Source organism: Salinigranum salinum, assembly GCF_009176545.1.
GTDB lineage: Archaea > Halobacteriota > Halobacteria > Halobacteriales > Haloferacaceae > Salinigranum > Salinigranum salinum.
Genome location: NZ_VTOJ01000002.1, coordinates 96400 through 112892, shown reverse-complemented (window position 1 = coordinate 112892; position 16493 = coordinate 96400). Strand labels below are relative to the sequence as shown.

Genomic DNA, 16493 nt, shown 5'->3' with positions numbered 1-16493 from the left:
ACAACATAAGTCGGACGGACGTGGCGCGTTCTGTCCGGGCCGGCGTTCGGTGGCCGACCGTTCAGTCTCCGTCCGTCGAGAGCACCGCTCCGACCGGTCCGCTGGCCTCTCCGTCCGTTCTCCGGTGGGTCGCGTCCTCGTCGTACCGCGACTCCCCGTCGACGAGCGCCCCCGGCGCGTCTCAGTACACCAGTTCCCCGGAGATGAACTTTCGCGTCCGTTCGTCCGTTGGGTGCTCGAAGATCGCCTCCGTGGCCCCGATCTCGCTGAACCCGTCGCCGAGCAGGACGCCGACCCTGTCGGCGATCCGTTCGGCCTGGTGCATGTCGTGGGTCGCGACGACGACGCCGATGTCGCGGGCGCGCGCCTCGAAGATCGCCTCCTCGATCAGCCCCGTGTTCCGCGGATCGAGATCGGACGTCGGCTCGTCGAGCAGGAGGAACGTCGGCTCGTACGCGAGCGCGCGGGCGAACGAGACCCGCTGGGCCTCGCCGCCCGACAGCGAGTGTGCCTCCTGGCCGACCTTCTCGTCGAGGCCGACGACGTCGAGCGCCTCCGCGACCGCGTCCGGCGTCCCGTTCGACCCGAGGATCGACCACAGCTGCTCGCTGAGCCGTTCGCCCCACGACTGCCGTACCCGCAGTCCGTACTCGACGTTTCGCGCGACCGTGGCGTCGAAGAGGCTCGCCTCCTGGAACACCATCCCGATCCGACGCCGAAGCGCCAGTCGCTCGCTCTCGTCAACAGCCCACACGTCCCGTCCGTCCAGTTCGACCGTGCCCGTCGTCGGCCGGAGGAACAGCGCGAGGATTCGCAGCAGTGTCGTCTTTCCGACGCCGGACGGGCCGATGATTCCGACGACCTCGCCCGGTTCGACCGAGAGCGAGACGTCCCCGAGTATCGGTTCGTCGTCGTAGCTGTGGGAGACGTTCGAGAGCCGGATCATCGGTTCGTCGCCCCCGTGTCGCCGACCCGGACGACGACGGCGTTGATCGTCAACACGAGCGCCACGAGGACAGCCCCGAGCACCATGGCGGTCTCGTACTGGCCCTGCCGGGCCTCGAGCTGGATCGCAGTCGTCAGCGTCCGCGTCTTCGAGATCCCGTCGGCGCTCGTGATGTTCCCGCCGACGATGAGGACGGAGCCAACCTCACTGATCGCACGGCCGAATCCGGCCAGGATCGCCGTCGCGATGCCGTAGCGTGCCTCCTTGAGCACGACGAGCGCCACGTCGAGGCGCGTGCCGCCGAGGACGTGCGCGGCGTCGCGGACGTTCTGACTCACCCCGGTGATCGCGGCGAGGCTGATCGCCGTGATGGGCGGCGTCGCGAGCACGAACTGCGACATGATCATCGCCTCCTTGGTGAAGATGAGATCCAGCGGCCCGAGCGGTCCCTGGTTGGAGACGGTGAACAGCACTAGGAGGCCGACGACGACGCTCGGAAAGCCCATCCCCGTGTTGATGACCGACTTCACGAACTGCTTGCCGGGGAACTCTGTAAACCCCATCGCGATGGCGACCGGGATGCTGAACAGCGTACTCAGCGTGACGGCGAGGACGCTCACGTACAGCGAGACGTAGACGATACTCGAGACGTACCCCTCTCTGAACGGGAGGTCGACCACGACCGGCAGCGGTACGACCGATTCGAGCGGCACGCTCACTCGTCGGAGGAGTCACCACTCCAGCCTTGCGGTACGTACTGCTGGAAGTCGGGGTTCTCCGAGACCGCCTCGGGGAAGAACAGCTGTTCCCCGTTGACCTGATAGCTCGAGATGGCGTCCTGAGCTCCGGGGCTGGTGATCCACCCGATGTAGGCCATCGCGAGATCGTAGTTGGCGTTGTCGTGCACGCCGGGGTTGACCGCCATGATGCCGTAGGGGTTCGCGAGGATCTCCGGGCCGCCCCCGATGGGCCCCTGCACCAGGATGACGAGGTCGATCTCCGACCGCTGGGAGATGAACGTCCCGCGGTCCGAGAGCGTGTACGCGCCCTGCTGGTTGGCGACGTTCAGCGCCTCGCCCATGCCGGTGCCGGTCTCCTGGTACCAGTCGCCGCCCGGTTCGGTTCCCGCCGCCTCCCAGAGGTTCAGCTCCTTGGTGTGGGTGCCGGAGTTGTCCCCGCGAGAGACGAACGTCGCCTCCGCCTCGGCGATGGTGGTGAGCGCCTCGGTCGCCGAGCCCATGCCCTGGATGCCCGCCGGGTCGCTCTCCGGTCCCACGATGACGAAGTCGTTGAACATGAGGTCGCGACGGTTGATGCCGTAGCCGTTGCGCATGAACTCGTCCTCGAGACCGCGGGCGTGGACCATCACCACGTCCGAGTCCCCGTTGCGGGCCGACTCCAGGGCCGCACCCGTTCCCTGCGCGACCGCGTCGACACTCACCCCGTACAGCTCCTCGAAGTCCGGGTGGATCTCGTCGAGCAGTCCCGTGTCGTACGTACTCGTCGTGGTCGTGAGCGTCAGGGTCTCGCCAGCGACGCCGGCCTGGTTCTCCTGTTGTGTGCCCGATCCGCCGTTCTGTGTACAGCCGGCCACGCTCGCCACTGCCCCGGCACCGATCGCCTTGAGGACGTCCCTCCGTTGTATCGTCATGGAAATACCGAGGGTGACCCATCAAAAAGGCGTTTCGGTGTGATCGAGCGACGCCGATCGATCGTCCCCTCGGCACGACTGTCACCGCGTGACAGAAGACGGGGATACCGACGGCCGTCGTCGGAATCGCCGTCGATACGGCCGACAGGGGTGCTCGGAGGGCGATCCGAACTCGGTTCGACTCACCACGCCGACCGGACACGCTCGTCACCGCCTCGCCGACTCGGCTGACGTCCCACCGTTCGGACGGAACCGTCCCGTGGCACGTGCCTGCAGGTCTCGCGGGACAGCGTCTCCCCACCGTGGTCACGTCCGATCCGACGCTCGGTGCTCGCGACTCGCTCTCCGGCACCGCACGGCACGTCGAAACCAGTGGCTTGCTGATCGAGTGTGAGGTCGGACTCGACGACGAGGGGCGGACACGGCCGCGTTCACTGCTGTGCATGGTCCCCGACGGGGAGCAACCGGACTGCCGGACTCTTCGGACCGCACCCTTCGACGCCCGACGTCCTCCGCCCGTGTACCCCAGTCGCCCGCCTCGGCTGGCGTCCCGCGGATCGTGCGCGGACACGAGACCGTCGGACGCGGAGCCCGGACGTGAGATCACCCAGGTAAAGCTGTCGTCGATATAATATACGATAGATGGAGAGTACACAAGGAAGACATTTAACGGAGAGGAACGGAAGGTGAATACTATGCCATCCGAGCAGCGTCGGACGGCCCACTTCGGTCAGATGTCGGAGACGCTCCGCGAGTTGAGCGTCGGCGTCTCCGACGACGTGACGCCGCGACCCGCCTGACTTACGGGCGTGGCGCCCCACGTCGAGGACATGGGACCGAAACTGGGGGGGAGGAACAGCCCGTGCGTGTGAGCGTCGTCGGCGGCAGCGCCGTCGGCGCCACCGAACGAGAGATCGCCCACGAGCTCGGCGGGCGTCTCGCTGACCGCGGCCACACCGTCGTCTGCGGCGGTCTCGGCGGTGTCATGGAAGCCGTCTGTGAGGGTGCTCGCGAGGCCGGCGGACACACAGTCGGGATCGTCCCCGGCGATGACCCCGACGACGCGAACCCGTTCGTCGAGACCGCCGTCGCGACTGGACTGGGACACGCTCGCAACGCCCTCGTCGTGATGAACGGCGACGCCGTCGTCGCGGTCGATGGCGGCGGCGGCACGCTGTCCGAGATCGGCTACGCGGCCGTCTTCGACCGGCCGGTGGCCGGGCTCGACACCCACGACGTCGCCGGCGTCCACCCGTGCGAGACGCCGGGCGAAGCCGTCGACTACGTCGAGTGCGCGGTCGACGGAGACAGCGACGGCGACGACGGCGTGCGCTGACGGGAGCGGTCCCACTGCGAGCCGGGCGCGACGGCGTTCAGCCCCCGGTCACCCCTCGCGGTGTTCGACCCCCGGTCTGTCGACTCACCGGGGGCGGTCGCGGAGCGACGACTTCAGATCCACGACCGGCGAACCGTCGGCCATGTCGACGCCACGGACCTGGAGTTCGCCGGTGTCGACGCCGAGCACCTCACACTCGGTGATGCAGACGGGGTTCGGACGGGCGGGTGACCGCGAGGTGAAGACGCCGCGGGAGGGGTCGCGGTCGAGCGTGAGAACTGAGCGGTCGGCCCGGTCGGCCCACCAGACGACCACGACGGCGGGTGCGTCGAACCCCGAGAGGCCGTCCGCGTACTCGTCGCCGACGCGGACGACGCCCTCGGCGTCGGTGTGGAACCCCTGTGACGGGGCCTCGCTGGTCGTCTCGAACGGTGTCGAGATCGTACCGATGGGGTCACAGTACATACGCACGGTCCGCGGCGCCCGGAGAAAAACGGTCGGCCCCACCCCGTGCACGGAAGCCGCTACCAGGTGCCGTGGAACGTGTCGAACGACAGCTCCTCGAGCGGTTTGTTGCCGACGGCGATCTCGTACTCGCCGGGGGTGAGCATCGGCTTGTGGAAGCGGGGGCCGTCGTCGGTCGTGATGCGCGGACAGCCCGTGTTGACGAAGGCGTCGAAGTCGAAGTTCCGGAGGCGGTCCGGGGTGACCTCGTCCATGGTCACGAGGTAGGCGTCGTCGTTCTCCGAGAGGATCTTCTCGGCCTGCTCCCACCGCCCCTGCCCGATCTTGGTGCAGAAGATGACGCCCCACGTCTGAGCGTCCATCGCGCGGTGGACCGCGCCGAACCGCTGTTTCATGAACTTCTCCGTGTCCGCGATGGTGACCACGTTGTTGACGGGGTCGGCGATGATCACCGTCTTCTCGGGGTGTTCCATCGCCAGTCCGAGTGGATGGAACTTCCCGCCTCCGACGTAGAGCACCTGGTCGGCCGGGAGGTCGGCCGAGGCGTAGTTGCAGCCGAGTACCTGCCCCTCGTGGGTGAGCCGTTCGTCGCCGCGGCGGGTCTGGACGTCGTACCCTCGTGATTCGAGCCAGTCGACCATCTCCTCGAAGCGGTTCATGTGCTGGGCCGTCGTGACGAGGCCGACCTCTTCTCCCTGGAGTTCGTCGACGGCGTCCTCGAGGATGGGGAACGGGTCGACGTTCGAGAACAGCGGGACGTAGATGATCTTGTCCGACTCCTTCATCGGTGAGTGGCCGAAGTGGACGAACACGTCGGATCGCCGCATCAGGAACGTGTCGAGGTCGCAGGCGCCGTAACACGGCTGGCCGGAGATCATGAACGTCACGTCGTCCGTGAGCGCACGGAGATCGTCGGCGACCGCCGGGGCCCGCCGCTTGAGCCCCTCGGGGAACTGGAGCCCGACGGTGGCGGCGTCGCGTTCCTCGATCGCGTCGACGATGCGGTCGAGTTCGTAATCCCACTCCCGGTCGTGTTTCAGGGCCATCCCCGTCTTTCGGAGGTCGCCCTCGGAGTAGGCGTCGTTGCTCATTGCCCCCTCTTGCGGGGCGACTCGTTTAACCTCGGCGTTTCGTGACGGCCCGTGTGAACCCTTCGCCCACGCCGGTTTCGCTCTCGTGCACCGGCGGTGCACGGGGGTGTTGCTATTATATACAGACACGACGATAATACCATCATGGCGACAGACCACATTACGTGTCCCGAGTGCGGTGAGGAGATCGGATCCACGGACCAGATGGACGTCGAAGAAGTCCAGGAGATCCGATCGAAGCCCCGTGGTGGAATCGGCTACGGCGACGCCACTCAGAACCTCTATCTCTGCAAGAACTGTCGCAAGCCGCTCGGGATCGGGACGCGCGACACCGAGTGAGGCCACCGTCCCCCGATCGCGCCGACGTGGTGACACGGGTGTCACTCGGGTCTTCATGCGGCTCGCGCCCCTACGAACTGACGATGCCCGACCAGTCGCTCGACGCCGATCTCCCGCTCGAGTACGTCTATCGCTCGCCCGAGACCGAAAGCGACCGCCTCGTCGTCGTCCTCCACGGTCGCGGCGCCGACGAGACCGACCTGCTCCCCGTCGCCGATCGTCTGCCGCCGGCGCACGTCGTGAGCCTCCGTGCACCCGACCGGCTCATGGGCGGCTACACCTGGTACGAACTCGACATGCCGGACGGCGACCTCCACCGGAGTCAGCCCCACGCCGACGAGTTCCGCCGGAGCCTCGATCTCGCGAGCGAGGCGGTCGACGCCGCGCGCGAGGCGCTCGGTGCGACCGACGTCGGCCTCCTCGGGTTCTCGCAGGGGTCGATCGTGAGTACGGCACTGCTCGTCGAATCCCCCGACGACTCCGACTGGGTCGTCGGACTGCACGGCTACCTCGCCGCCTCCCACGCCGAGCGGACGGTCGACCTCGACGGGACGCCCGTCTTCCTCGGGGCCGGACGCGCCGACGAGATCATCCCGGCTGCGCGCGTCGCGACCGCCGCCGACCGTCTCCGGGAGATGGGTGCGGCCGTCACGTACGAGACGTACGACGCCGGGCACGGCATCTCCCGGGCGGAACTCGCCGACGTCGTCGCGTTCGTCGACGAGCGGTGAGCGACGCACGGCTGTCAGTCCGTGGCCGAGCGGTCACACGGGTCGACCCACGATGCCGGGTCACGCCCGGCTAGCGTTCCTCGTCGCCGCCGCAGCCTCGTCGTACCAGCCGGGAGGCCGTACCGTGGTCTCGTCGACGGCGGCGTACTCGAAGCGGAACCGGACCGTCCGCTCGTCGTCCGCCCCGACCAGGGTGTACTCGACGTTCAGCTCCGAGACGAAACCCGCCTCCGTGACCAGCGCGGCCGCGGTGTAGTTCGAGACCTCGCGATCGGCGCTCGACGGCTGTCCCGTCGCGACGAGACGGTAGACGTCCGGGTTCCACGACGGACGGTCGATACGCACCTCCGGCGTCTCGAGGTATCGTCGCAGGTACTCCTGGGTTCGTTCGGTGTGCGGCCCGAAGCCGTCGTCTGTGACGGGCACGGGGGAGCGTTCGTAGGTCGGACCATCCCGGCTGTCGGCACGTCGGTAGACGGCCGATCCGTCGGCGTAGACCGTGTACTGGACGAGTTCCGAGTCGTTCCCGCGGGCGGCGTACCCGACCACGGAGTAGAGCCAGGTGCCGTCGTCGCCGACGACCGCGTGCTGCCACGCGCCGTTCCAGCGCCGATCTCCGTCGAACGCCCCACTCCCGGAGTGCCGGACGATCAGCCGGTACGAACGGCCATCGATCGCCCTCGCGTGTGCATCCGAGAGCACCCAGACGTCGAGGAACCCCTCCGCGACCCCCGGCGGGTACTGTTCGATCGTGGACCCGTTTCCAGCGGCGTCGCCGGTCGCCGAACGCGCAGATCGGACGTCCGTCTCTGTCGGTGGGATGTCCGTCGTGAAGGTGGTCGGGGACGATCCAGTGGGGCCGTCGACCGTGGCATCGGGCCCGTCGGTGGTCCACACGCCGCCGACGAGCCCGGCGACAACGAGACAGACGACGCCGGCGACGGCCACGACCGCGGTCGCGTCGATGCCAGTGCTCGTCGGGGGAGGAGACGACGTGGTGGCGAGCACCGCCGAGAGCTCCTCGTCGAGGTGTGTCGCGACGAGTTCGGCGGCGTCCGCGCGCGACACGCCGTACAGCAGGCGGTCCGCGAGCCCCGCCGGGCCGACGACACGCGCGTCGTGACGGGCGGCGAGTCGTCGCGCCGGGGCGGCGTCGACGGCCGTCACCACGACGTCGACGCCGCCGTCGGTCGTCTCGCGGCCCCGTCCGGTCGCGGGGGCGCGGAGCGTCCCGAGGGCACGACTCAGCGGCCCGGGCGCTGTCCACGGCAGCAGCACGACCCGTTCGTTCGCCCGTGTGGCGACGATCCGGTCGTCCTCGACGCGCGTCTCGTACCCCCGTGCGGCCCAGAGCGAGACGCAGAAGTCGACGAACCGCTCCCGGTGGAGCCGTCCGATCAGCTCCACGATGCGGTCGGTCGGCGGGCTGGACGATCGGGGGTCGGCCACTATCGTGGTAATGCTCCTCACACACTCGAACGTTTCGACGGAGTCCGCCGGGAGCCGGCAAATTCAACTACGCGCTCCCCCAAACCGGGGTATGAGCGTCGAGACAGCGACCCTCGAGCAGCTGGGACACGAACTCGGGGAAGCGATCGCCGAGACGGAGACGTACGAACGGTTCGAGGCGGCCAAGGCAGCCGTCGAAGCCGACGACGACGCCCAGGAACACATCCGCGAGTTCAACCAGCTCCGCGAGGAGTTCATGTTCGCGCGACAGACGGGGAACGCCACAGAGGAAGGGATGCGGAAGCTCCAGGCCAAACAGCAGGAACTGCACGACCTGCCGGTCATGGCGGAGTACCTCGAGGCGCAGTCGGCGCTCCAGGACCGACTCGAGGCGATCAACGAGGCGATCTCCGAGCCGCTGGCGGTCGACTTCGGCGGCGAGGCCGGCGGCTGTTGTCAGGACTGAGTTTCGCTCCATCCGGAGATTCAAGTACGATCCCGCGGCCAGTGAGCGCTATGCTCGCAGTCGCAGGCGGGAAAGGTGGGTGTGGCAAGACGACCACGGCGCTGGCGCTTGGGGCTGCCCTCGCGGACGAGACCGTCGTCGTCGACGTCGACCGGGATATGCCGAATCTCCACGCGATGGCAGGCGTGGCACGCGAACCGACGGCCGCCGCCGGCGTCGCCCCCCAGCGCGTCGACGCGGGCGTCTCCGTCCTCCCCGCGCCGCCGCCGTCGACGAGCGACGCCGCGGTGACGACGATCCTCTCGCGAATCGAACAGGAGACGGACGCCCGGCTCCTCGTCGACTGCCCGGGTGGTGCGGGACCGGACGCGGCCGCACCGCTGTCGGCCGCGTCCGAGGCCGTGCTCGTCTCGACGGCCTGTGCGCCGTCGCTCCGTGACGCGGCCAAGACGGCCGCGATGGCTCGTGCACTCGGCTGTCGGATCCGCGGCGTCGTCCTGGCGCGGACGACCGTGGCACCCGACGGTGTCGAGTCGCTGCTCGACTGTCCGGTCCTCGGCGTCGTCCCGAACGTCGCCGATCCGGTTCTCTCCGACGAGCGAGTTCGCCGCGCGTACGCCGACGTCGCGGCACGCATGGGACCTCTCGAGGCACCCTCCGACGGGGAGTTCTCGACGACAGAATAGTATCAACAGTGATAATCAGACGGGAACGGATATGTGTCGCCGTGGGTAACCGGACGGTATGGAGAACCGGCTTCCGACTGGCATCACCGTCCTCGACCGACGGCTCGACGGCGGCATCCCGGCCGGAAGCATCGTCTTTCTGGGGGCGGACCCTGCGAGCCAGTCCGAACTCATGCTCTACGAACTCACGGCCGCGCGGGGGACGCTGTATCTGACGACGGCCCGGTCCGATCAGGCGGTGCGAGACGCGCTCGATCGGGGCTCGTTCCGCTGCGGCAACCCCACCGTCCGAGCCGTCGACGGCGACGGCCCGGTGGACCAGGCACACCGCCTCGTGCGGGGACTGCCCGAGGACTCGAACCTCATCATCGACGTGGTCGACGTGCTCGAACGGGTCGATCCCACACGGTACCGGAACTTCCTCAACGAGCTCCAGACACACATGATCAACACGGGCGGGCTCACGGTCCTCCACGGCCTGAAGACGGCTAACACGCCGAGGAACCGTGGCGTCACGAAGCACATGGCCGACATCGTGTTCGACCTCGACACGACGGTGAACGGCTCCGAGATCGAGAACCGACTCGCCGTGCCGAAGTTCCGCGGCGGCCGGGCACTCGAGGAGACGGTCAAGCTCCGACTCGCCGAGGAGGTCGACGTCGACACCAGCCGCGACATCGCCTGAATCGACGAGCCGACTATTCGACGAGCTGATAACTCGACGAACCGGCGAGAGGTCGTCGTCCGCCGAGTCAGCCGACGAAGTAGACGAACGTGAGCAGCGTCACGACGACCGTCGCCCCGATCCAGTCGAGCGCCGAGAGCGTCGATAGCGGGCCGCTTCGTTTCGAGAACAGGTAGCCGAAGTACGGCACCAGTGGGGATAGTCGGGGGAGGAGCGGCGGGTTCAGGCCCGCGCCGAAACGGAGCGCGAGAGTGAGCGCGACCGTACAGGCCGCCGCCACGACGGCCACGAGCAGGTCGTCACGGACGCTCTCGGGAAGGTCCATACGATCGCTGGTGTGTGCCGGCGGTTTAACGGATACGGTGTCGTCCCGACCGGGACACCGTCCGCGGAGTCGGGGACAACGCCGACCGCGGCGGCCTCACTCCTCGTCGACGTCGCCTTCGAGCTCCTCGACGAGTTCGTCGGCGTCGACGTCGACGTCGTCGAGATCGACGTCGTCCATCGCCTCTTCGATGTCTTCGGGGGCGGCACCGCCGCCCATGCCGCCCATCATGCCACCCATGCCGCCCATCATGCCGCCCATACCCTCGATGGTCTCCTGGACGATGACCCGGTCGAGGTCGAGGCGGTTCATCACGTCCTGGGCGATCTGCTGCTTCGAGAAGAGCCACTGCTGGTTCATCGTCATCTGCGGCGTCGCCTCGATGTACAGCGTCTCCTTCTCGACCGTCTGGAGTTCGGTCTCGTACTCGGGCTCGGCCGCGTCGTCCTCGTCGGCTTCGTCGTCCTCGTCGGCTTCGTCGTCCTCGTCGGCTTCGTCGTCGGATTCGACCTCGACCTGGACCTCCTCTTCGATCTCGTCGGTCTGGATCCACAGCTCGGGCGTCTGCTGGAGGTACAGTCCCAGGAGGCCCTTCGCCTTCTCCGTGCGGTCGTCGACGACTTCGAGCACCTCGTACTCGTACTCGAGGTCTTCACCGGCGAGCGGGTGGTTGAAGTTGACACGCGCGCGACCGCCGATGATCGTCTCGATGCGACCCTGCTCGCCGTCGATCTGGACCTGTGCGCCGGGGTAGCGGTCGTCCTCGTCGATCTTCGAGGCGCTCACCGTGCGAATCTCGTCCTCGTCGACCTCGCCGAAGGCCTCGGCAGCCGGGATGGTGACCGTTCCGGTGTCGCCGGCCTCGCTCCCGACGAGCGCGTCGTCGACGGCCTCGAACACGTGACCCTCGCCGACGATGACGATGCGGGGCTCGAACTCGTAGTCGTCGGTGTCGATGTCGGCCTCCTCGGCCACGGCTTCGTCGGTGGTGTCGACGACCATGCCCTCGTCGTCTTCGTCGTCGTCGTCGGGGATCGTCCGCATCGTGTACGCGAGCCGGACGAAGTCGCCGCGCTGGATCCCGCTCTCCTCCTCGTCTTCGGTCTCGGCTTCGTCCTCGCCCGCAGCCTCGACGTCCTCTACGTCCTCCACGTCCTCGTCGTCGGCGGCGACCGCCTCGTCCACGGACTCCGCCTGCTGGTCATCGGTCATACCCCAACGGTGAGTCGTCCGACTCTTAAGAATCACGTTTCGGCCCTCCCACGAACCGAGCGGTCCGGTTCACCGTACCGACCGGTCGGCTCGGCGCGCGAGTCGGTCGGAGGCCCCTGTGGTGGTGCCCGACGACGACTGCCAGGCGATGGGGTCGCGATCGACGACCACGCTTTTGCGTCGGGTCGCCGTCGACCGGGACATGTACGAAGTCGAAGTGAAGCTGGCTGCCGACCACGACGCGATCCGGGCACGGCTCTCGGAGATCGGGGCCGAGTCGCTCGAGACGGTGACACAGCACGACACGTACTACGACGCCCCACACAGGGAGTTCGCCGAGACGGACGAGGCACTCCGCATCCGTCGGGTAGCCCACACCGACGCGGCGGAGCACGACGACACCGGCGCGGTCGAGGACGGACACGCCAGTCCGGAGACGCTCGTCACGTACAAGGGGCCGCTCGTCGACGCCGACTCGAAGACGCGACGCGAACACGAGACGGGCGTCGACGACGACGAGACGATGGACGCGATCCTGCGCGCAGTGGGCTTCGAACCGGCCGCGGTAGTCGAGAAGCGGCGTGAACGCTTCCGTCTCGACGAGTACACGGTCACCCTCGACGCCGTCACCGACCTCGGCGAGTACGTCGAGGTCGAAACCGAGTCCACGGATATCGACGGCGCGCGCGAGGGTGCCTTCGAACTCGTCCGCGACCTCGGACTCGATCCCACGGATCAGATCAGGACATCGTATCTAGGCCTGCTTCTCGGCCGCGCGGCGGACGAATAATATCTAGCGGTAATACATCGGTCGCAGAAACTTTCCGCAAGTTATAGGCGATGGCCGGGTTTACCCCCACGCAATGACCGAACGGAACATCCAGGTCGAATCGGTCGGCCGACGCGCCGTGGAAGACCAGGAGGTCGAGATCGTCGAGCGGAAGGGGCTGGGTCATCCGGACTCTATCTGCGACGGGATCGCCGAGAGCGTCTCCCGCGCGCTCTCGAACCTCTACCTCGACCGCGTGGGTCACGTCCTCCACTACAACACCGACGAGACGCAACTGGTGGCGGGGTCGGCCGCCCCGTCGTTCGGCGGCGGCGAGATCCTCGAACCGATCTACGTGCTCATCGTCGGGCGGGCGACCAAACACTACGTCGCCGACGACGGCACCGAGCACACCCTCCCCGTCGATTCGGTCGCGCTCGAGGCGGCCCGCGACTACCTCAACGAGACGGTTCCCGAACTCGAGGTCGGGACCGACGTCGTCGTCGACGTCCGGCTCGGCGAGGGGTCGGGCGACCTCAGAGACGTCTTCGGCGAGGACGGGCAGGTCCCCATGGCCAACGACACGAGCTTCGGGGTGGGGCACGCGCCACTGACCGAGACCGAACGCATCGTGCTCGAGGCGGAGCAGGCGCTGAACGGGCGCTACGCCGCCTCGAACCCCGAGATCGGCCCCGACGTGAAGATCATGGGGAAGCGCGAGGGCGACCGGATCGACCTCACCGTGGCCGTGGCGATGGTCGACAGCTACGTCGCGGATCTGGGTGCGTACCGGGAGGCGGTCGCGGACGTCCGGACGTTCGTCACGGAGCTCGCACAGGAGTACACGGACCGGGCAGTCACCGTCGAGGTCAACACCGCCGACGACTACGACGAGGGGGCGATCTACCTCACGACGACGGGGACGTCGGCGGAGATGGGCGACGACGGCTCCGTGGGACGGGGGAACCGCTCGAACGGGCTCATCACGCCCAACCGTCCCATGTCGATGGAGGCGACGTCGGGGAAGAACCCCGTCAACCACATCGGGAAGATCTACAACCTCCTCTCGACGGAGATCGCTCACCGCGTGGTAGAAGAGGTCGACGGGATCCGTGATCTCCGCGTCCGCCTGTTGAGTCAGATCGGTCGCCCCATCGACCAGCCCCACGTCGCCGACGTCGAACTCGTCACCGAAGAGGGCGTGCAACTCGGCGACATCGAGAGCGACGTCGCGGCGATCGTCGACCGCGAACTCTCCGACGTCACCGCGATCACGGAGCGCGTCATCGACGGCGAACTCCGCACCTTCTGAACCCGACGACGCCACCACCGTTTCCGGTCATCCATCCGCCGTTCGAGAGGTTATATTTCGTCCACCTCTTCGAGGATGGCATACAATATACACACCTTATATGTGTCTGTAGACAAGGTTTATTGGCTGTTCGCCTGTGAATGTTGATAATGTCCACTGACGACGCATCCGTCGACCCGTCCTCGTTCGACACCGACGCAGACGTAGACGCCGACCGCCCGGTCCGTGGTTCACACGCCACGCGCCGCACGGGTGAATCACACGGGACGGAGCGGCAGACCGCTGCGTACTGGTCGATGCAGCGGACGATGACCGATCTCTCGACGTAACCTTCCGAACCGGTCTCCCCCGTGCGCCCGGTCGGCGTCTCACGTCCGGCTCACCCCTTCTACGCCCAGTAGCGTTCGACCAGCGCGGCCGCCGCCTCCGGCGTCTTCCGGTAGTCGCGGTCGCCGTCCGGGGTGCGAACCGCGAACTCGTACCGGCTGCTGTCGGGGACGTACCACCGGTCGGGATGGTCGACCAGCGCCGTCGGGAGCCGGTCGTCGTCATCGTCGCCGATGTCGTCGGCCCCGTCACCCATCTCGCTCGACGAGACGGCGTCCGGATCCGACGTCGGGGACGTGTCGCCGTCCATCGCGACCGAGACGGCGTCCGGATCGGACGCAGCGCCGTCGTCCGGTCGTGACGCGGTAGACGCGGCGTCGGTCGCCGATTCGAGCAACAGGCTCGTCTCGACGGCCGGATGGGCGGGGACGATGCCGCGCTCGTCGCCCGACTCGTGTGCGGCACGGGTGCGGTCCATCAGCACGTCCTGCGTACAGAGCTCCGACTCGTCCGGGCCGGGTCGGCGCTGGTCGTACGTGCCGTCGTCGTTCATCTCCCAGACCGAGCGGTTGTCTTGCAGACAGAGTTCGAGGACGAACCGCAACTGTTCGCGGATCGCCGGATCGGCGACGGGCGTGACGGCCTCGACCCGGTTGTCGAGGTTGCGCGTCATCCAGTCGGCGGAGCCGGTGTAGTACTCGGGGTCGCCGGCGTTCTCGAAGTAGAAGATCCGCGAGTGCTCGAGGAACCGATCGACGATGCTGTAGACGTCGACCGTCTCGCTCACACCGTCGAGACCGGGCCGGAGCCGACAGATGTCCCTGATGACGAGGTCGATGTCGACGCCGGCCATCGACGCACGGTACAGCTCCTCGACGAGGCCGGGATCCTCCAGCGCGTTGGCCTTGACGACGATCCGGGCGCGCCGGTCGGCGCGGGCGTGGTCGGCCTCGCGACGGATCATCTCCGTTAGCCGTCGCCGCATCGTCACCGGCGAGATGAGGAGCTTGCGGAACTCCTCGTCGAGCGACGGGCCGGTGAAGAAGTTGAACACCTTCACGAGGTCCTGCCCGATGTCTCGGTCCGCGGTCAGGAGACCGAGATCGACGTACCCCTTCGCGGTGCCGGAGTGGTAGTTGCCGGTGGCGACGTGCGAGTACAGCTGGACGCCGTCGTCCTCCTCGCGGACGACGAGCGCGGTCTTGGTGTGTGTCTTCAGCCCGACGGTCCCGTACGCGACGTGGATCCCCTCCTCCTCGAGGGTTCGAACCCACTCGAGGTTGTTCTGTTCGTCGAACCGGGCCTTGAGTTCGACCATCACCGCCACCTGCTTCCCGTTGTCCGCGGCGTCGATGAGCGACTGGATCACCTTCGAGTCCGACGCAGTCCGATAGATCGCGGCCTTGATCGCGAGGACGTCGGGGTCGTGGGCCGCCTCGTCGAGGAAGCGCTGGACCGTGTCGGTAAAGGAGTGATACGGGTGGTGTAACAGGATATCGTCCCGGCGGATGCGGTCGAACACCGTGTGTGCGTGTCCGTCGGGAGACTCGGGTATCCCCTCCTCTTTCGGCAGTCGCGGGTGGGGTAGCGGCGACCAGTCGTCGAGTTTCAGGTCGGGACGGTCCAGGTCGGTGAGGTCCATGAACTCGCGGTAGTCGATGGGTCCACGGACCTCGTACACCTCCCGCTCGGCGAGGTCGAGTTCTTCGGTGAGCAGGTCGCGGATCGCGTCCGGTGCGCCGGCTTCGAGTTCCAGCCGGACCGCGGAGGCGAACCGCCGCTGTTCGAGCACCTCCTGGATGACTTCGATGAGGTCCTCCGCCACCTCCTCGTTCCGCCGGACCTCGGCGTTGCGCGTGAGCTTGAACAGCGCGGTGTCGACGATCTCGACGTTCGGGAGCAGGAGATCGAGATTCGCGCGGATCACCTCCTCGAGGAGGACGAACTGCCGCCCAGCCGCCGTGTCGACCTCGACCAGTCGCGGGCGGTTCTGGGGGATCTTCACCCGGGTGAACGTCGGCTCGGCCTGCCCCGACTTTCTGGTCAGGACCGCGAGCGACAGCGAGAGGTTCGAGATGAACGGGAACGGATGGGCAGGGTCGAACGACAGCGGCGTCAGCGTCGGCAACACGCTCTCCTCGAAGTACGACCGCATCTCCGTCTCCTGTGCGTCGGTGAGGTCGTCGTACTCGGAGATACGAATGCCCGCGTCGGCGAGCGCCGGGCGGATCTCCTCGCGATAGCAGGCCGCCTGCCGATCGAGCATCGGTCCGGCCGTCTCGTGGACCTCGGTCCACTGTTCGTACGGCGTGCGGCCGTCCGCGGTCTGATCGGTCACACCGGCGTCGATCTGCTGTTTCAGCCCGCCGATGCGCTTCATGAAGAACTCGTCGAGGTTCTTGGTGAAGATGGCGAGAAACCGGACGCGTTCGAGCAGCGGGTTGCGGTCGTCGAGCGCCTCGTTGAGGACGCGTCGCTGGAAGGCGAGCTCGGAGAGTTCGCGGTTCAGATACAGTTCGGGGTCGTCGAAGTCGACGTCGCTGTCCGGGTGGACGTCGGTCGCGGGGGATGGAGATGGTGGCTGTGACATGATCGCAGCAGTTCGGGGGAAGTCGTCTGTCGCGGTCCCATCCAGTGATGCTGTCTACAAGTGGGTTTATAATAAATCCGCGGTGGGATACATACCCACCGTCGCGGGTACGG

The 16493-nt window shown here is 67.4% G+C and carries 18 protein-coding genes; 9 read left to right on the top strand and 9 right to left on the bottom strand.

All coding sequences use genetic code 11. From position 1 onward, the window contains the following. Positions 1-181: 181 nt before the first annotated feature. The 3 genes from FZP69_RS12225 to FZP69_RS12215 are packed head-to-tail and all read right to left on the bottom strand — an operon-like array spanning position 182 to position 2597. On the bottom strand, positions 182-946 hold the full coding sequence (locus FZP69_RS12225) for an ABC transporter ATP-binding protein (RefSeq protein ID WP_152041695.1): 765 nt from the start codon (positions 944-946) through the stop codon (positions 182-184). After that, a complete protein-coding gene (locus FZP69_RS12220) occupies positions 943-1665 on the bottom strand; it encodes an ABC transporter permease (RefSeq protein WP_152041694.1) in 723 nt (240 codons plus the stop codon). The genes FZP69_RS12225 and FZP69_RS12220 overlap by 4 nt, the downstream gene beginning before the upstream one ends. Next, a complete protein-coding gene (locus FZP69_RS12215; RefSeq protein WP_152041693.1) occupies positions 1662-2597 on the bottom strand; it encodes a substrate-binding domain-containing protein in 936 nt (311 codons plus the stop codon). The genes FZP69_RS12220 and FZP69_RS12215 overlap by 4 nt, the downstream gene beginning before the upstream one ends. A gap of 862 nt (positions 2598-3459) precedes the next feature. Here FZP69_RS12215 and FZP69_RS12210 point away from each other — a divergent pair. After that, on the top strand, positions 3460-3933 hold the full coding sequence (locus tag FZP69_RS12210) for a TIGR00725 family protein (protein ID WP_152041692.1): 474 nt from the start codon (positions 3460-3462) through the stop codon (positions 3931-3933). Between the two features lie 84 nt (positions 3934-4017). On the opposite strand, the gene FZP69_RS12205 is transcribed toward FZP69_RS12210, so the two are convergent. Both FZP69_RS12205 and dph2 read right to left on the bottom strand, forming a co-directional pair. After that, on the bottom strand, positions 4018-4398 hold the full coding sequence (locus FZP69_RS12205) for a TrmO family methyltransferase domain-containing protein (RefSeq protein ID WP_152041691.1): 381 nt from the start codon (positions 4396-4398) through the stop codon (positions 4018-4020). Between the two features lie 59 nt (positions 4399-4457). Then, the gene (dph2, locus tag FZP69_RS12200; protein WP_152041690.1) at positions 4458-5489 is read right to left on the bottom strand and encodes a diphthamide biosynthesis enzyme Dph2; all 1032 of its coding nucleotides are present in this window, start codon (positions 5487-5489) and stop codon (positions 4458-4460) included. Positions 5490-5633: 144 nt separating this feature from the next. On the opposite strand from dph2, the gene FZP69_RS12195 reads away from it, so the two are divergent. Continuing rightward, positions 5634-5828, top strand: a complete 195-nt coding sequence (locus FZP69_RS12195) for a hypothetical protein (protein WP_152041689.1) — start codon at positions 5634-5636, stop codon at positions 5826-5828. Between the two features lie 83 nt (positions 5829-5911). Further along, complete coding sequence (locus FZP69_RS12190; RefSeq protein WP_152041688.1) at positions 5912-6559, top strand: alpha/beta hydrolase; 648 nt, start codon at positions 5912-5914, stop codon at positions 6557-6559. 60 nt (positions 6560-6619) lie between these two features. On the opposite strand, the gene FZP69_RS12185 is transcribed toward FZP69_RS12190, so the two are convergent. After that, on the bottom strand, positions 6620-8008 hold the full coding sequence (locus FZP69_RS12185; RefSeq protein WP_152041687.1) for a hypothetical protein: 1389 nt from the start codon (positions 8006-8008) through the stop codon (positions 6620-6622). A gap of 91 nt (positions 8009-8099) precedes the next feature. On the opposite strand from FZP69_RS12185, the gene FZP69_RS12180 reads away from it, so the two are divergent. From FZP69_RS12180 to FZP69_RS12170, 3 genes are read left to right on the top strand one after another with little or no spacing between them, the layout of a single operon-like run. Next, a complete protein-coding gene (locus FZP69_RS12180; protein ID WP_152041686.1) occupies positions 8100-8474 on the top strand; it encodes a YlbF family regulator in 375 nt (124 codons plus the stop codon). A gap of 50 nt (positions 8475-8524) precedes the next feature. Continuing rightward, complete coding sequence (locus FZP69_RS12175) at positions 8525-9160, top strand: MinD/ParA family ATP-binding protein (RefSeq protein WP_152041685.1); 636 nt, start codon at positions 8525-8527, stop codon at positions 9158-9160. 58 nt (positions 9161-9218) lie between these two features. Further along, positions 9219-9845, top strand: a complete 627-nt coding sequence (locus FZP69_RS12170) for an RAD55 family ATPase (RefSeq protein ID WP_152041684.1) — start codon at positions 9219-9221, stop codon at positions 9843-9845. A gap of 67 nt (positions 9846-9912) precedes the next feature. Here FZP69_RS12170 and FZP69_RS12165 read toward each other — a convergent pair whose 3' ends face one another. Continuing rightward, positions 9913-10170 carry a hypothetical protein gene (locus FZP69_RS12165; RefSeq protein ID WP_152041683.1) on the bottom strand — a complete coding sequence of 86 codons (258 nt, stop codon included), beginning with the start codon at positions 10168-10170 and terminating at the stop codon, positions 9913-9915. Between the two features lie 96 nt (positions 10171-10266). Next, a complete protein-coding gene (locus tag FZP69_RS12160; RefSeq protein ID WP_152041682.1) occupies positions 10267-11382 on the bottom strand; it encodes an FKBP-type peptidyl-prolyl cis-trans isomerase in 1116 nt (371 codons plus the stop codon). Between the two features lie 202 nt (positions 11383-11584). Here FZP69_RS12160 and cyaB point away from each other — a divergent pair, with 202 nt between their 5' ends. The 3 genes from cyaB to FZP69_RS12145 all read left to right on the top strand — a co-directional run bounded on the left by cyaB (position 11585) and on the right by FZP69_RS12145 (position 13792). Beyond that, positions 11585-12172, top strand: coding sequence for a class IV adenylate cyclase (gene cyaB, locus FZP69_RS12155; RefSeq protein WP_152041681.1), 588 nt, complete (start codon positions 11585-11587; stop codon positions 12170-12172). A 73-nt stretch (positions 12173-12245) separates the two neighbouring features. Continuing rightward, positions 12246-13463 carry a methionine adenosyltransferase gene (locus FZP69_RS12150; protein ID WP_152041680.1) on the top strand — a complete coding sequence of 406 codons (1218 nt, stop codon included), beginning with the start codon at positions 12246-12248 and terminating at the stop codon, positions 13461-13463. A gap of 149 nt (positions 13464-13612) precedes the next feature. Then, complete coding sequence (locus FZP69_RS12145; RefSeq protein WP_152041679.1) at positions 13613-13792, top strand: hypothetical protein; 180 nt, start codon at positions 13613-13615, stop codon at positions 13790-13792. Between the two features lie 59 nt (positions 13793-13851). Here the strand turns inward: FZP69_RS12145 and ppk1 are convergent, their stop codons facing one another. Further along, entirely contained in the window at positions 13852-16380 is a 2529-nt protein-coding gene (gene ppk1, locus FZP69_RS12140; protein ID WP_152041678.1) for a polyphosphate kinase 1, read from the bottom strand. Positions 16381-16493 lie beyond the last annotated feature (113 nt).

Bases quoted from the DNA above. Each gene is read 5' to 3' on its own strand.
- FZP69_RS12190 (WP_152041688.1), top strand. From the start codon at position 5,912: ATGCCCGACCAGTCGCTCGACGCCGATCTCCCGCTCGAGTACGTCTAT.
- FZP69_RS12205 (WP_152041691.1), bottom strand. From the start codon at position 4,398: ATGTACTGTGACCCCATCGGTACGATCTCGACACCGTTCGAGACGACC.
- FZP69_RS12170 (WP_152041684.1), top strand. From the start codon at position 9,219: ATGGAGAACCGGCTTCCGACTGGCATCACCGTCCTCGACCGACGGCTC.
- FZP69_RS12195 (WP_152041689.1), top strand. From the start codon at position 5,634: ATGGCGACAGACCACATTACGTGTCCCGAGTGCGGTGAGGAGATCGGA.
- ppk1 (WP_152041678.1), bottom strand. From the start codon at position 16,380: ATGTCACAGCCACCATCTCCATCCCCCGCGACCGACGTCCACCCGGAC.
- dph2 (WP_152041690.1), bottom strand. From the start codon at position 5,489: ATGAGCAACGACGCCTACTCCGAGGGCGACCTCCGAAAGACGGGGATG.
- FZP69_RS12175 (WP_152041685.1), top strand. From the start codon at position 8,525: ATGCTCGCAGTCGCAGGCGGGAAAGGTGGGTGTGGCAAGACGACCACG.
- cyaB (WP_152041681.1), top strand. From the start codon at position 11,585: ATGTACGAAGTCGAAGTGAAGCTGGCTGCCGACCACGACGCGATCCGG.
- FZP69_RS12225 (WP_152041695.1), bottom strand. From the start codon at position 946: ATGATCCGGCTCTCGAACGTCTCCCACAGCTACGACGACGAACCGATA.
- FZP69_RS12150 (WP_152041680.1), top strand. From the start codon at position 12,246: ATGACCGAACGGAACATCCAGGTCGAATCGGTCGGCCGACGCGCCGTG.
- FZP69_RS12160 (WP_152041682.1), bottom strand. From the start codon at position 11,382: ATGACCGATGACCAGCAGGCGGAGTCCGTGGACGAGGCGGTCGCCGCC.
- FZP69_RS12165 (WP_152041683.1), bottom strand. From the start codon at position 10,170: ATGGACCTTCCCGAGAGCGTCCGTGACGACCTGCTCGTGGCCGTCGTG.
- FZP69_RS12145 (WP_152041679.1), top strand. From the start codon at position 13,613: ATGTCCACTGACGACGCATCCGTCGACCCGTCCTCGTTCGACACCGAC.
- FZP69_RS12215 (WP_152041693.1), bottom strand. From the start codon at position 2,597: ATGACGATACAACGGAGGGACGTCCTCAAGGCGATCGGTGCCGGGGCA.
- FZP69_RS12180 (WP_152041686.1), top strand. From the start codon at position 8,100: ATGAGCGTCGAGACAGCGACCCTCGAGCAGCTGGGACACGAACTCGGG.